The 14,097-nt window shown below is 69.9% G+C and carries 12 protein-coding genes and 1 tRNA gene; 2 read left to right on the forward strand and 11 right to left on the reverse strand.

The genetic code is table 11. The annotated features are described in order from the left end of the window. Window positions 1–27: 27 nt before the first annotated feature. Window positions 28–1,230 (forward strand): winged helix-turn-helix domain-containing protein, encoded by a 1,203-nt coding sequence (locus E3O57_RS06370; RefSeq protein WP_103479405.1) that lies wholly within the window; start codon window positions 28–30, stop codon window positions 1,228–1,230. Between the two features lie 31 nt (window positions 1,231–1,261). Here the strand turns inward: E3O57_RS06370 and E3O57_RS06375 are convergent, their stop codons facing one another. The 6 genes from E3O57_RS06375 to E3O57_RS06400 all read right to left on the reverse strand — a co-directional run bounded on the left by E3O57_RS06375 (window position 1,262) and on the right by E3O57_RS06400 (window position 7,551). Beyond that, the gene (locus tag E3O57_RS06375; protein WP_103429758.1) at window positions 1,262–2,146 is read right to left on the reverse strand and encodes a M48 family metalloprotease; all 885 of its coding nucleotides are present in this window, start codon (window positions 2,144–2,146) and stop codon (window positions 1,262–1,264) included. 36 nt (window positions 2,147–2,182) lie between these two features. Next, on the reverse strand, window positions 2,183–2,749 hold the full coding sequence (locus tag E3O57_RS06380; protein WP_103429759.1) for a LemA family protein: 567 nt from the start codon (window positions 2,747–2,749) through the stop codon (window positions 2,183–2,185). A 182-nt stretch (window positions 2,750–2,931) separates the two neighbouring features. Next, a complete protein-coding gene (locus E3O57_RS06385) occupies window positions 2,932–4,386 on the reverse strand; it encodes a glycoside hydrolase family 1 protein (protein ID WP_103461575.1) in 1,455 nt (484 codons plus the stop codon). Continuing rightward, on the reverse strand, window positions 4,383–5,693 hold the full coding sequence (locus tag E3O57_RS06390; protein ID WP_103479406.1) for a D-arabinono-1,4-lactone oxidase: 1,311 nt from the start codon (window positions 5,691–5,693) through the stop codon (window positions 4,383–4,385). Before E3O57_RS06390 ends, E3O57_RS06385 begins: the two co-directional genes overlap by 4 nt. Next, window positions 5,690–6,934: an alanine racemase gene (locus E3O57_RS06395; RefSeq protein WP_103461577.1), complete on the reverse strand. Its 1,245-nt coding sequence runs from the start codon at window positions 6,932–6,934 to the stop codon at window positions 5,690–5,692. Before E3O57_RS06395 ends, E3O57_RS06390 begins: the two co-directional genes overlap by 4 nt. Then, on the reverse strand, window positions 6,931–7,551 hold the full coding sequence (locus tag E3O57_RS06400; RefSeq protein WP_165787943.1) for a TetR/AcrR family transcriptional regulator: 621 nt from the start codon (window positions 7,549–7,551) through the stop codon (window positions 6,931–6,933). The genes E3O57_RS06395 and E3O57_RS06400 overlap by 4 nt, the downstream gene beginning before the upstream one ends. Before the next feature lie 263 nt (window positions 7,552–7,814). Here E3O57_RS06400 and E3O57_RS06405 point away from each other — a divergent pair, with 263 nt between their 5' ends. Beyond that, entirely contained in the window at window positions 7,815–9,962 is a 2,148-nt protein-coding gene (locus E3O57_RS06405; RefSeq protein ID WP_133159782.1) for an Ig-like domain-containing protein, read from the forward strand. A gap of 23 nt (window positions 9,963–9,985) precedes the next feature. Here the strand turns inward: E3O57_RS06405 and E3O57_RS06410 are convergent. The 5 genes from E3O57_RS06410 to E3O57_RS06430 form a co-directional block, all read right to left on the reverse strand. Next, window positions 9,986–10,062: transfer RNA gene (locus E3O57_RS06410), tRNA-Leu, on the reverse strand. Window positions 10,063–10,126: 64 nt separating this feature from the next. Further along, a complete protein-coding gene (locus tag E3O57_RS06415) occupies window positions 10,127–11,581 on the reverse strand; it encodes an NAD(P)/FAD-dependent oxidoreductase (RefSeq protein ID WP_103479408.1) in 1,455 nt (484 codons plus the stop codon). Window positions 11,582–11,620: 39 nt separating this feature from the next. Then, window positions 11,621–12,946 carry a S8 family serine peptidase gene (locus E3O57_RS06420; protein ID WP_370289869.1) on the reverse strand — a complete coding sequence of 442 codons (1,326 nt, stop codon included), beginning with the start codon at window positions 12,944–12,946 and terminating at the stop codon, window positions 11,621–11,623. Further along, a complete protein-coding gene (locus E3O57_RS06425) occupies window positions 12,895–13,431 on the reverse strand; it encodes a DUF501 domain-containing protein (protein WP_103461581.1) in 537 nt (178 codons plus the stop codon). Before E3O57_RS06425 ends, E3O57_RS06420 begins: the two co-directional genes overlap by 52 nt. Continuing rightward, window positions 13,428–13,850, reverse strand: a complete 423-nt coding sequence (locus tag E3O57_RS06430) for a septum formation initiator family protein (RefSeq protein WP_165787944.1) — start codon at window positions 13,848–13,850, stop codon at window positions 13,428–13,430. Before E3O57_RS06430 ends, E3O57_RS06425 begins: the two co-directional genes overlap by 4 nt. Between the last annotated feature and the right edge of the window lie 247 nt (window positions 13,851–14,097).

A 14,097-nucleotide genomic window follows, 5' to 3' on the forward strand; every position in this document is an offset into this window, starting at 1 on the left:
GTCGCCGGCCGCCGGTAGGGTCGAGGCGTGCTCCAGACGATCTCGCCCGCCCTCGCCCGCCGTGTCGCCCTCGCCGCGCAGGGCTTCGGCCGCCCGGCCGCGCCCACTCCAGGCATCCGCCAGCTCGGCGCCCTCGTGGAGCGGCTCGGATTGCTGCAAATCGACTCGGTGAACGTCTTCGAACGCAGCCACTACGTGCCGGCGTTCAGCCGTCTCGGCCCCTACGACAAGGCCCAGCTCGACAGGTTGAGCACCGGCGCCAAGCCGCGGCTCACCGAGTACTGGGTGCACGAGGCGTCGCTGATCCCGGTGGATGACTGGCCGCTGTTCCGCTGGCGGATGCAGGCGTACAGGGACAAGGCCGCCGCCGACGACACCCACTGGTCGCAGGAGAACGCCCCCATGCTGGCCTGGCTGCGGGCCGAGCTGGCCGCCAACGGCCCCATGCGCGCCAGCGCGATCGAGCACGACGCCAACAAACGCAGCGGCCCCTGGTGGGGCTGGTCGGATGTGAAGATCGGCCTGGAGACGCTGTTCCGCTGGGGCGACGTGGTCAGCGGCGGCCGCCAACGGTTCGAGAGGGTCTACGCGTTGCCCGAGCAGGTCTTCCCGACCGCGCTGCTCGACCGCGAGGTGCCGGCCGCCGACGCGCACCGTGCGCTCATCGCGCAGGCGGCCCGGGCCCACGGCATCGGCACTGTGAAAGACCTGGCCGACTACTTCCGGTTGCGCACCGAACCCGCCCGCGCCGCCATCGCCGAGCTCGAGGATGCGGGTGAGCTGATTCCGGTCGAGGTTCCCGGTTGGGGCCGGGGCGGGGCCGCCGGCACCGCCTGGTTGCACCGGGACGCCCGGCTGCCCCGCCGGCTGGACGCCGCGGCGGTACTCAGCCCGTTCGACCCTGTGGTCTGGGAACGGGCGCGGGCGCTACGACTGTTCGGCTTCCGCTACCGCATCGAGATCTACACCCCCCAGGAGAAACGGCAATTCGGCTACTACGTGCTGCCGGTGCTGCTCGGCGACACCATCGTGGGCCGTGTCGACCTCAAGAACGACAGGCAGGCCGGGGTGCTGCGGGTGCAGGCCAGCTGGGCCGAGCCCACCGCGCCCGCCGACACCGCCGCACGCCTGGCCGAGGTGCTGCGGAGCACCGCGGCCTGGCAGGGTCTGTCCGACATCGAGGTGGTCCCCCGCGGCAACCTCGCGGCCGCTCTCGCCGCGGAGATCTAGCGCCTGGGATCTAGCGCCTGAGATCTAGGCCTTAGAAGGTGCTGCCCATCGCGTGCAGTCGCTCGATGCGCTCGGTCAGTGGCGGGTGGGTGGCGAAGAGCTTGTCCATCACGCCGGGTTTGAGCGGGTCGGCGATCCACAGGTGCGCCATCGAGGTGTTCTGCTTGCGCATCGGGCGGCCGTACTCGCCCAGCTTGGCCAGGGCGCTGGCCAGGGCATCCGGCTGACGGGTGGTCAGGGCGCCGGTGGCATCCGCCAGGTACTCGCGCTGCCGCGACACGGCCAGTTGCACGACCGAGGCAATCAGCGGGGCCACGATCATGGCGACCAGGCCGAACACCAGCACGATCGGGTTGCCGTTGTTGTTGTTGCCGCGGCCGAAGAACGCCATTCGCAGGAAGATGTCGGAGATGAAACCGACGGCCACGACCAGGCCGAACACGATCATCGAGACGCGGATGTCGTAGTTGCGCACGTGCCCGATCTCGTGGGCCATGACGCCCTCCAGTTCGGCGTCGTCCATGATGTCGAGCAGACCGGTGGTGGCGGCCACGATGGCGTGTTTGGGGTCCCGGCCGGTGGCGAAGGCGTTGGGCGCCGGGTCGTTGATGATGTACACCTCGGGCATCGGCGTGCCCGTGGTGATCGACAGGTTCTCCACGATGCGCCAGAGCCGGGGGTGATCGGTGACGCTGTTCACCCGGATGCCCCCGCTCATGGCGATCGACTGCCGACCGGCCGCGAAGTACTGGATCAGCGCGTAACCGCCGGCGATCACCAGGGTGAGGATGAGCACGCCGGGACCCTGTACGCCGTAGGCAAGACCGGCAAGCCAGCCGAGCCCGGAGATGATCACCACGAACAGCACAATGATGAAGACGGTGTTGCGCTTGTTACGCGCGATCGCGCTGTACATGGGTCCTCTTCGGGGCTGCGGTTACAGGTGTGGCGGCTAGAACTGCACGCGAGGCGGTTCGGCGATGGCCGCGGAGTCGCTGACCTCGAAGAACTCGCGCTGGCTGAAGCCGAGGTTTTTCGCGAACAGGTGGTTCGGGAAGACCTGGATCTTGGTGTTCAGCTCGCGCACGCCACCGTTGTAGAACCGGCGGGAGGCCTGGATCTTGTCTTCGGTGTCGACCAGCTCGCCCTGCAACTGCAGGTAGTTCTGGCTGGCCTGCAGCTGCGGGTACGCCTCGGCGACCGCGAAGATGCTCTTCAGGGCCGTCTGCATGTGGTTCTCGGCCGCGGCGGCGTCCACCGGGCCCTGCGCGGAGAGAGTCTCGGCGCGCGCCTTGGTCACGTTCTCGAAAACCGACTTCTCGTGAGCCGCGTAGCCCTTGACGGTTTCGATCAGATTGGGGATGAGGTCGGCACGACGCTTGAGCTGCACAGTGATGTCGCTCCACGCTTCATCCACCCGCACCTTGAGGGTGATGAGCGAGTTGTAGGTCGCCCACAGGTAGATACCCGCGATCGCAACGAGTGCGACGACGATGAGGACCGGGATGAGCCATTCCATGGCAGCGTCTCCTTGCGATTTGACCTGGGCGATACGTGTTCGAGCCCCATCATAACGAAGCCCGCTGGGGCTCCCATGTGCTTCCCATCACACTCCAAGGAATCATCCCGCCCGGGTCCGCGAAGTGTGAGAAAAGCACCCATCCGGGCCGGTTTTCGGGGCTTGTCTCACACCTCGCGAACCTATCTTGCGCTGAGGACTTCCTGGAGCCAGCGGTAGGAGAGTTTGGGGGTGCGCTTCCGGGCGGGGTCGGTGAAGTCCACGTGGACCAGGCCGAAGCGTTGGGTGTAGCCGGCCGCCCATTCGAAGCCGTCCAGCAGCGACCAGATCAGGTAGCCGCGAAGGTCAACCCCCTCGGCCGGTCCGCCGGGCGCGACGGCGTCCACGGCCGCCACGAGGTGCTCGGCCAGGTAGTCGATGCGGGCCAGGTCGGTCACCGCGCCACGGACATCCGCTGTGTCGGGATAGCTCGCGCCACCCGCGGTGAGGTAGACCGGCGGCAGGGCCTCGCCGTAGCGGTCCTGCAATTCGGCCAGCAGCACCGGCAGGTACTCGGGTGCGTTCGGCCAGCCGAACCCGGTGACCGGATGCTCGCGGAACTCGGTCAGGTGGAACGGCAACCGGCTGCTCATCGGGCGTTCCTCAGCGGGACGGTCCTCGGGCGCGCGTACCGGTTTGGCCGCTCCGGCCGCCACCCGGCTGGGCTGGAAGTACTCCACGCCGTAGAAGTCCAGCGGCTGGTGGATCGTGCGCAGGTCGTCGGGTTCGATCTCGTGCAGGTAGCGCAGCTCGTTCTCGAACACCCCGACGGGGTCTGGGTAGCGGCCGAGCAGCACCGGATCGGCGAAGAGCCGGTTGCGCAGCAGGTCGTAGAGGGCCGCGGCGTCGCGGTCGGCCTCCCGGTCGGTGGCGCTCTGCACCGGCGAGTGCACATTGGCGAGGCCGATCCCGCCGCGCACGTCGGCGGCGCGCAGCCCCTGCACGGCGAGGCCGTGACCGAGCAGCTGGTGGTGGCCGGCCGGTAACGCGTCGAACAAGAGGGCCTGGCCCGGGGCGTGCACGCCGATCATGTAGCCGTTGAACATCACCGTCGCCGGGTCGGCGATGGTGACCCACCGGTCGATGCGGTCGCCGAAGACCGCACCCATCTCGTGGGCGTAATCGCCGAATCTCATCGCGGTGTCACGGTTCAGCCAGCCGCCACGGAGCGCAGCGGGGGTGTCCCAGTGCGACAGGGTTGCCATCGGGCTGATGCCGTTGCCGAGCAGCTGATCGAGCAGCCTGTCGTAGAACGCCAGACCCGACCGGTTCAGCGTCCCACGACCGTCGGGTTGCAGGCGCGGCCAGGCGAAGGAGAACCGATAGCTGTCTGCGCCCAACTCCCGCAGCAGGGTGACGTCCTCGGTCAGCTTGCCGATGTGGTCGGCGGCGACCGACGCGTTCTGGCCGTCCAGGATGCGGCCGGGCTCGCGGGTGAAGGCATCCCAATGGGATTCGCCGCGGCCGCCGTCACGCGCGCCGCCTTCGATCTGGAAGGCCGAGGTGGCCGTGCCTATCTGAAAACCGGTGGGGAGCCGATCGCCCAGTTCGGCGGCCCGGTGCTGCCAGGCGCGGGACGCCGGGGTGTTGCTGCTCATGGCCCAAGAACTCTTTCCAGGTAACGGTTGGTGAATCGACGCTCCGGGTCGAGCCGGTCCCGCACGGCGAGGAAGTCGTCGAAGCGCGGGTAGACCTGGCGGAGCGTGTCCGCGTCCAGGTTGTGCATCTTCCCCCAGTGTGGGCGACCGTCGTGCGCGCGCATAATCGCCTCGACGTCGGCGAAGTACTTCTGCGGGTTCTCGCGGAAGTACCTGTGCACGGCGATGTAGCCGGTGTCTCGTCCGTAGCCGGTGGAGAGCCAGATATCGTCGGCCGCGCTCGAGCGCACTTCGAGGGGGAAGGAGATGCGCCAGCCGCGCTTCTGGATGAGGGCGCGCACCTCGCGGAGCGCGTCCGGCACCGCCTGGCGCGGCAGCGCGTACTCCATCTCGTGGAATCGCACGGTGCGGTTCGTGACGTAAACCCGATGCGAGTGGTCGGTGACGTCGCGGCGGCCGGTGAGCCGTTCCACGAGGCGGTTGACCCTGGGCACCAGCGGCGGCAGGACCACTCCCGCCGCGCAGGTGGCGCGGAACACCGCGTTGCCGAGCAGTTCGTCGTCGACCCAGCGGTTCAGCCGGCCCAGCGGGTCCCGGCCGGTGCGCGGCGGCAGCCGGGTGTTGGTCTTGGTGAGGGCGGTCTCGGTGTGCGGGAACCAGTAGAACTCGAAGTGGTCGGCCGAGGTGCTGCGCTCGAGGTAGCCGTCCAGAACGGCCTCGAACGGCTCCGGTGCGTCGACGGCGTGCAGGAGAAAGGCCGGCACGCACTGGATGGTGAGGTCCACGAGGATGCCCAGGGCGCCGAGCCCCAGTCGCACCGCGGGTAGCAGCTCGGGATTCTCGGTCTCGGTGACGCGCAGCACCGAACCGTCGCCGGTGACCAGCGTCACGGCGACGATCTGGGCGGCGAGGCCGGCGAAGGCGCCGCCGGTGCCGTGCGTGCCGGTCGAGGTGGCTCCGGCGATGGTCTGCCTGTCGATGTCGCCCATATTCTCCAGGGCGAGCCCGTAGGGGGCCAGCAGCGCGGGCAGTTGGTGCAGGCGGGTGCCGGCGGCGATGGTCACCCTGGCCGTGGCCTCGTCGACGTCGATCAACCCGCCCCAGGCCAGGTCCAGTTGCACGCCGGGCGAGACCGCGATGCCCGAGAAACTGTGTCCGGAACCGACGGCCTTGATCCTGACGCCCGATTTCACGGCGGCGAGCACGGCGCGCTGCGTGGCGGCCGCGCTGGTCGGCCGCTCCACCCTGACCGACACGACGGACTCGCTGCGCGCCCAGTTCTGCCAGCGGGCGCCGCTGGCCGTCACAGGAAGGCCTTGCCTTCGCCTCGGTAGGTCGGCAGCATGTCGACCACGATACCGTCCTCGACCAGCGCGAATTCGTTGAGATGTTCGCTGAGTTCGCCGGACTTGGTGTGCCGCAGCCAGACACGCTCGCCGACCCGCAGGGCGGCGGCGGCAGAACCGGTGACCGGTGACTGCACCTCCCCCGCCATCTCGCGCGGCACCAGGCTCAGACCCTCCGGCCAGACCAGGCGCGGTGAGCGATCCGCCCCCGGCGGACCGGAGGCGATCCAGCCGCCGCCGAGCAAGGCCGCCGTCTGCGCGGTGGGCTTCCGCACAACCGACAGGGCGAAGGCGGCGGCCGGTGCCGGCCGGAAGCCCGAGTAGCTGTCGAACAGGTGGCCGCCGAAAAAGCCGCTCCCGGCCGCGATGTCGGTCACCGAAGTGTCGGCGTGGGTGCTCTCCAGCGAGCCGGTGCCGCCGCCGTTGACGAATTCCAGGTCGGCGACCTGCCGCACCGCGGCGACCGCCGCGGCGCGCCGGGCCGTGATGTCGACGATCGACCTGTTGCGCACCCACCGGTTCAGCCCGCCCTGCACGGGGTGGCCAGGGGGCCTGTCGCCGAGACCGGCGATCTGCGCCTCATACGCCATCAGCCCGACCAGCTCGAAGCCGGGCCTGGAGACGATGGCCAGGGCCAGGGCCCTGGCGTCCTCCGGCGTGTGCACGGGCGAGCGCCACACCCCCAGGTGGCCGAGCACCGGCGCGTTCCAGGACGCGTCCAGTTCGAGGCAGACCCGGATGCGTTCACGCTGCGACGGCGCGAGCACGGCGTCGACGATGTCGAGGTGGTCGATCGAGTCCACCATCAGGGTCACTCGGGCGGCCAGGTCGGCCGAGCGGGCCAGCGTGTGAAGCGCCGCCCTGTCGACGCTGGGGTAGCCGACCACGATGTCGTCGTGGGTCTGGGCGAGCCAGAGGGCCTCGGCCAGGGTGAAGGCGAGAATGCCGCGGTAGCCGGGCAGGGCGAGCACGGCGTCGAGCACGCCGCGTACCCGCAGCGACTTGCTGGCCACCCGGATCGGGGTGCCCTGGGCGCGGCCGAGCATGTCGTGGGTGTTGTGCCGCAGGGCCCCGAGGTGCAGCGCCCCCACGGGGGTGTCCAGGCCCCGGGTGGCCTCGGTCAGGTCCGGCCAGTACTGCTGCGGGTCGAGCCAGGGCGTGGCAGCCGGACCGGTCGGCCGCGGTGAGAGGTCGAGGCTCATGCGGGCCGGCCCAGCGCGGCGACGGAGTCCGCGGCGAAATCGAGCAGGGTGGCGGTGGCGGTGTCATTCCGATCCACCAGCCAGGCGATGGTGAGGCCGTCGGTGAGGGAGACGAGAAGGCGGGCCACCTCGCCGACGGGATGCAGCCAGACCGAGCCGCTCCGCCGGGCCGCGGTGTCCAGCGCCTCGGCCGCGAGGGCGTGGTAGCGCTCGTACTGGGCCACGGCGAGGTGGCGCAACTCCGGGGACCTGAGGGCGTACTGGGTGAGTTCGAGCATGGCCTTCTCTCTCAGGGGGTCGCGGCTCATGTGATCGGCGTAGCGTTGCAGTCCGTCGCGCAGGATCTGCCGCAGCGACTGGATGTCGTCCTGACCCTGCGATTCCGTGCTGGACGGCTCAGGTAGCACGGCGGTGGCTTCCTCAGCCACGACGTACCTGATGAGTTCGACCATCAGCTCGTCGCGGCTCTGGAAGGCGTAGTGGAAGCTTGCCAGCGACATACCGGCCTCGGCGACGATGGCTCGAGTGGTGGCCTGGGCCACGCCCCGGTCGGCGACGACCCGTAACGCGGCACGCACCAGGGCGCTGCGCCGGTCCGCGGCGGGGATGCGTGTCACCTGATCACCTTGTCCTGCGTCGTTAACGTCGAATAGTGGGGCAGTTGACCCAGTGCACATTATGGCGCAGGATCTCCTCGGTCGGGCGCGCCACATTGACATTCCTGGCCATGGCCCATGGAATGGTCTGAGGGAGTCCATTGCAGAGGTCACGCCGTTTCAGCGCGCACGGGTCGAACACACGAACCGGTCGGGGTCTTCGGCGACCCACACGCACGCGGGCGGCCTCGTTCGGGATCCTGCTCGCGGCTCTGGTCGGCACCGTGCTGATCGGCCCGCTCGCCGGTGCGGTCCCACCGGCCATGGCCGTCACGATCGAGACGGCGCCTGCCACCGCGACCGAACCGGCACCCGCCGAAACCACGACTCCCGACGCCTCGCTGGCGCCGTCGGAGTCAGACTCGCCGTCAGAGCCACCAGCGGAGACGCCGTCCGAGTCGCCGGCTCCGCCCGCCCCCGCCGCGCCCACCATCGACAGCCCCGGCGCCAACGCCTTCGTGGCCGGGAGCGTCACCGTCTCCGGTACCCGTGACCCCACACACGACATTCAGCTGCTCTCCCCCACCGGCGGCGCTCCGCTGTGCACCGTCGCCACCGACGGGTCGTCCACCTGGCAGTGCCCCGGAGTGGTCCTGCCCAGCGGACCCGCCGTCGACCTGCGGGCGGAGGTGCCCGGGGACTCCGCCCTCGCGGCGGTCCACACCGTACGGGTGCTGCAGGCCCCGACGGTCACGGGCGGCTCGACCGGCCATTCCTCCTCGAGCGGGATGGTGCGCGGCACCGGCTATCCCGGCGCCACCGTCACCGCCACTCTCGCCGCGGGAGCGAGCTGCTCGTTCACCGTCGACACCTCCGGGGTGTGGGCCTGCCTGCTGGAGGGCGCAGTGTCGAGCGGGGCGCAGCAGATCACTGCCTCACAGCAGACCTCGTTCAGCGCCCCGGAGTCGTCGCCGGCAAGCGATCCGATCAGCCTGACCTTCGACGTCGACGCCCCGGCCGCGCCCGTCGTGACGAGTCCCGCCGCCGACGCCACGCTGACCTCCGCCGCCGGGCCGTTCACCGGGCGGGGCGAGAACGGGGCCACCGTCACGGTCTTCGCCGGCGCCTACTCGGTCTGCAGCGCCGTCGTGTCCGGTGGCACCTGGTCGTGCACAGGGTCCGGCATAGCGAACGGCTCGTACGACCTGCGCGCAGTGCAGCAAGATGCCGCCGGCAATGTGAGCCCCGGCAGCTCGGCGATCCGGGTGACCTTCGGTGCCGTGACCGCGGCGCCCGCACCGGCCCCGACACCGACCGCCGCCCCGCCCGTCGTGCCTGCCCCGACGGCGACCGCACTGGCGACCCCCACGGCCACACCGGGCAGCGGTTCGCCCAGCCCGCTACCCGCCGCCCCCGACGACGGCGACGCCGCCGCACCGCCCGAGCTGACCGTGCCAGGAGGCGGCTGGAACGACCCCACCCAGTTCAGCACCGCGGTGATCCCGCCCTGGACCGTGGCGCAATTCCCTTGGCTGCAGGCGGCGATGCTCACGCTGGGAGCCCTGCTGCTGCTCGTGATTCCGGCCCGGCTGCTGGCCGGCACCATCACCCGGGCGCGAGACGGCCGGCCGCTCTTTCGCGGCCACCAGCTCGCCGGCCGCAACCGCGCCGGTGAGGAATTCGAGGTCGCCCCGACCCTGCAGGTCAACCGCTGGGTGGCCTACGGCGGCACCGTCGTCGCCGCCGCCGTGTTCGTCCTGTTGTCTGGCCCGGTGTCCGCCACGCCGGCCTATCTCCGGCTGCTGCTGGCCGTGGTTCTCGCCCTCGTGGTGGTGAACGCCGTAGCCGCCCTGGTGCCGCAGTGGTGGGGGTCCAGGGCGCTGCACATCGAGGTGACCACGACGATCCTGCCGCGGTACCTCGCGGTCGTCGCCGTCACCGCGCTCGCCTCCAGGCTGTTCGAGCTACAGCCCGCCCTGCTCTTCGGCCTGCTGGGCAGCGTCGTCGTTGGCGCGGGGCCCGGCCTGGCCCAACGGGGCCAGCTGGCCGCCATCCGGGCCGGCAGTTTGTTCGCCCTGGGACTGGCCTCGCTGCTGGTCGTCGGCACCCTACCGGCGGCCGACGGTTTCCTCAGCACCCTGGCCGCTGAGGTCGCGAACACCGTCGTGCTGGCCTCGATCGGCTCGGCCGTGCTCGTGCTCATTCCGATCGGGAATACGAGTGGACGCAGCATCCTGGCCTGGTCGCCGCCGATCTGGGCCGCCCTGACGGTGCCGGCCTTCCTCACTCTGTTCACGCTGCTCTCGCCCATGCTTCCGCGTTGGACGGGCACCGGCGCCGCGATGCTGCTCTGGGTGGTGGCGACGGGCTTCGCCGTGGTCAGCGTGGCCGCCTGGGCGTGGCAGCGCTTCGTACTGCCAGGCCGACGCTGAGACGCGCCGCGCCGGGTGATTCCTGGTGCCCCCGCTGGGATTCGAACCCAGACTGTGACGATTTTAAGTCGCCTGCCTCTGCCGGTTGGGCTACGGGGGCACGCCCGGTCTAGCCGGGCATCACGAGCGGATGCCGCACCGGGGTGCGGCATCCACCGGTGACTTTACGGTGCTGCGATGGTCTCCGTGCCTGATTCGGCAGCGGCGACCTCGACGACGGGCTTCTTCACCGGGGCCTTGCGCGGTGCTCGCGGGGCCTTCACCGCGGCCGGGGCGACGACCGCGGGTGCGGCTGCCGGCGGCTTCGGGCGGGACGCGAACTCCTGGAACACGGCGCGAGGCGTCTGCACGGCCTCGAGCGACACGATGTCGCGGCCCAGGAAGAAGTTCAGGACCCAACCTCCGACGACGCGGATCTTGCGCTCCCAGCTCGGCATGGCCAGGCCGTGGTAGCCGCGGTGGGCGATCCAGGCCGGGAAACCCTTGAGGGCGAATTTGCCGGACTGGAATGCGCCGACGCCGACGCCGAGGCCGGCCACGGCTCCGAGGTTCTTGTGGTTGTAGTCCGCGGGGCCCTCACCGCGGAGGACCGCGACGATGTTCTTGGCCATGAGCTTGCCCTGGCGCACGGCGTGCTGGGCGTTCGGCACGCAGAAGCCGCCGACGCCGCCGCCGGAGAGGTCGGGAACCGCGGTGATGTCACCGGCGGCCCAGGCGTCGACGACGATCTCGTCCTCGGTGCCGACACGCAGGTCGGCGCGCACGCGCAACCGGCCGCGCTCTTCGACCGGGAGGTCGGTGTTGCGCACGATGCCGGGGTTCGCCATGACGCCGGCGGTCCAGACGATCAGGTCGGTCTCGAAGGACTCCCCGGTGGAGAGCTCGATCTTGCCGTCGACGGCAGAGGTGAGCTGGGTGTTCAGGTGCACCTCTGCACCACGCTCGGCGAGGTTCCTGATGACCCACAGCGCGGTGGTTTCGCTCACCTCCGGCATGATGCGACCCATTGCCTCGATGAGGTGGAAGTGCGTGTCCTCGAAGGCGATCTGCGGGTACTTGGTGAGCAGCGAGCTGGCGAAGGAGCGCAGCTCGGCGAACACCTCGATGCCGGCAAAGCCGCCACCGATGACCACGAAGGTCAGCAAGCGGTCGCGCTCGGGGCCGGCGGGCAGCTGGGCTGCCTTGTCGAAGTTGGTGAGGACGGTGTCGCGGATCGCGACGGCTTCCTCGATGGTCTTCAGGCCGATGGCCTGGTCCGCGACCCCGGGAATCGGGAAGGTGCGCGACACGGCGCCGGCGGTGACCACGATGATGTCGTAGTCGAAGACCCACGGTTCGCCGACCGGCGGCGTGATCGTGGCCTTCTTTTCCGCGTGGTTCACGTTGGTGACCTTGGCGGTGAGCACATTGGTCTTCTTGAGGTGGCGACGGTGGGCCACGACCGAGTGACGCGGATCGATGGATCCGGCGGCCACCTCGGGGAGGAACGGCTGGTAGGTCATGTACGGCAGCGGATCGACCATGGTGACCTCGGCCTCGCCGGGACGCAACCACTTCTCAAGCTTCCAGGCGGTATAAAAACCCGCGTAGCCGCCACCGACGATGAGAATTTTGGGCACGATTAGAAGGCCTCCTACAGGGATTGGATACGCGAAAGTTTAGAGATGAGAACGAATTCGCTTGAAATGCCGCGTGGCCCCAATGCCGAACAGCGTTACTAGGATAGCAAAACCCACCAGGACGGCGAGCGGCACGCTGACATAGGTGAGGGTGAGTGGGCTGGGCAGCCAGCCGGCGGCGCTGTTCTGCTCCGGCAGGGGCGGGTCGGCATCCGGGACAACGGGCACCGGAGTTCCCGGTGTGGCGGGCGTCATCGGCGCGGCGTCGGCGCGGCGGTGCAGGGTGATCCACTCCTGCAGGAGCTCGGCGGGCGTGGCGGAGGTGGACTTCGGCACGTACGCGGAGACCGCGGCGGCGGCGTCGATCAGGCCGTTGCCGTAGATCGGGCTCGGTACCGTGTGCCCGTTCGGGTTCGCGGTCTCGATGATCCGGTTCATCACCTCGGTGGCATCCAGCTTCGGGTAGGCCGAGCGCACCAGGGCCACCAGCCCGGAGACTATCGGCGCGGCCGCGCTGGTGCCGTTCCACTCCATGTAGCCGCCGCCGGGCGCGACACCGACGAGCTTCTCGCTGGGCGCGGCAACGGCGATGGTGATGCCCTGCGAGGAGGCGTCGAAGCTGGCCTCCTTGGACTGGTCGACACCGGCGACGGTGAGTACGCCGGGAATGGTGGCGGGGGCGCCGACCTCGGTCGTTCCGCTGCCCCTGTTGCCGGCCGCAGCGACAACCACGACGTCGTTTTCGAACGCGTACATGAACGCGTCATCCCAACTGGTCGGCCAGTCGAGAGTGTTGCGGGTGAGTGACATGTTGATCACGTCGGCGCCGTTGTCGACGGCCCACCGGATGCCCGCGGCGATCTGGTCGTCATTGCTGAGCACGGCGTCACTGGTGCCGAACGCCACCGAGACGGCGAGGATGGACGCCTCTGGCGCCACGCCGATCAGGCCGCCGCCGGTTGGCGTGCCACGGCCGGCGAGGAGGGATGCCACCAGTGTGCCGTGTTCGTTCTCGGCGCCGACCGGGGTCTGGCCGTTCGACGAGCCGACGCCGGAGACGTCGGTGCCGCCGACGACGGCGCCGTTGAGCTCGGTGATGCTGCCGTCGACACCGGTGTCGATGACGGCGACGGTGACGCCGGCTCCCTTGGTGGTGGTCCAGGCTTGGCTGAAGCCGTAATCATTCAGCCAGTATTCGAGGTCGCGTACCTGGTCGGCGCGGGCGACGGAGGTGTCGCCGACGACGCCCACGACCGCGACGGCTGCCGCGAGGGTGATCGCGACGCCGGTGAGGATGCGGCGCGCGGCGCCGGTCACGCGTCGGCCGGCGGGACCGCCGGCGGAGCGTAGTCCAGGCACTCGCACACCTGGGGCGACCAGGCGGCCCGCAGCAGGGCCAGGTCGCCGATCGGGTTGACGCCGGGACCGGCCGCCAGGGCGTGCGCGGCCAGGGCGTGCAGGCACTTGACCCGCACCGGCATCCCGCCGGAGGAGACGCCGGCGAGCTCGGGGACCACGCCGATCATCTCGCGATCGGCCAGGAAGCTTTCGTGCGCGGCCCGGTAGTGGGCGCGCAGGTCCTCGTCGTCGGCGAGCATCTGGTTGTACTCGTTCATCACCTGGGTGGCTTCCAGGAACGACAGCGCGGCCGTGGCGGCAGGGTGCGATAGGTAGTACAGGGTGGGGAACGGGGTGCCGTCCTCCAGCCGCGGCGCCGTGGCCACGACGGTGGGCGCGCCGCAGGCGCAGCGGGCGGCGATGCCGATCACGTTGCGGGCGGGGCGACCGAGCTGCGCGGAGACCGTGGCAATGTCGGCCTCGGAGGCGGGGTCGAAGGGCGGTCGGGTCATTGTGCTGCCTCCTGGGGGGCCAGTGCGGATGTCATCACCGATCGGAAGACGGAGTCGACCCAGTCGACTTCGGTGTCCTGGATGGCGGTACTGATGGGTGCGGTGTCGGCGGCGTCGTCGACGCTGGCTCCGCTGTCGTTGATCACGAGAAAACTGATGTCACCGGGCAGCACGTAGGAGAGCCGGTCCCGCGCCTGGGTGGTCACGAAGGTGCGGTCGTTCCACCGTTCCCGCTCCGCCTTGAGGTCGTCGACCGAATCCTGTTGCGCTGCGACGGTGTCGCTCAGCTGGTCGATCTGTTTGCGCTGTTCGGCATAGGTGCGCACACTGGGCGCGAGCACGACGACAGCGAGCACCAGAAGACCCATCATCACGAAGGAGAATCCGCTCAGCCGCAGGCCACGGAGCCAGCTGCGCACCGCTGTCTCGTCTGTGGCGAGTTTGACCGCCCTCTGCTTCGTCCTGCGGGGCTCGGTCCGGCGGGGCTCGGTTCCGCGAGGCTCGGTTCCGCGGGACTCGGTACTGTGCGGCTTCGCCCGGCGCGGTTTGGGCAGGCGCGGTGGGGTCATGCCAGAACCGGTGAAGGTCACGGTGACTCCCGTCGGGTGCTCGGTGGGTGATGCTCGCCGGGGCACACAGAAATGCCCCGGTTCTAGAGTGCCAGAT

The organism is Cryobacterium sp. TMN-39-2 (genome assembly GCF_004402745.1).
GTDB lineage: Bacteria > Actinomycetota > Actinomycetes > Actinomycetales > Microbacteriaceae > Cryobacterium > Cryobacterium zongtaii.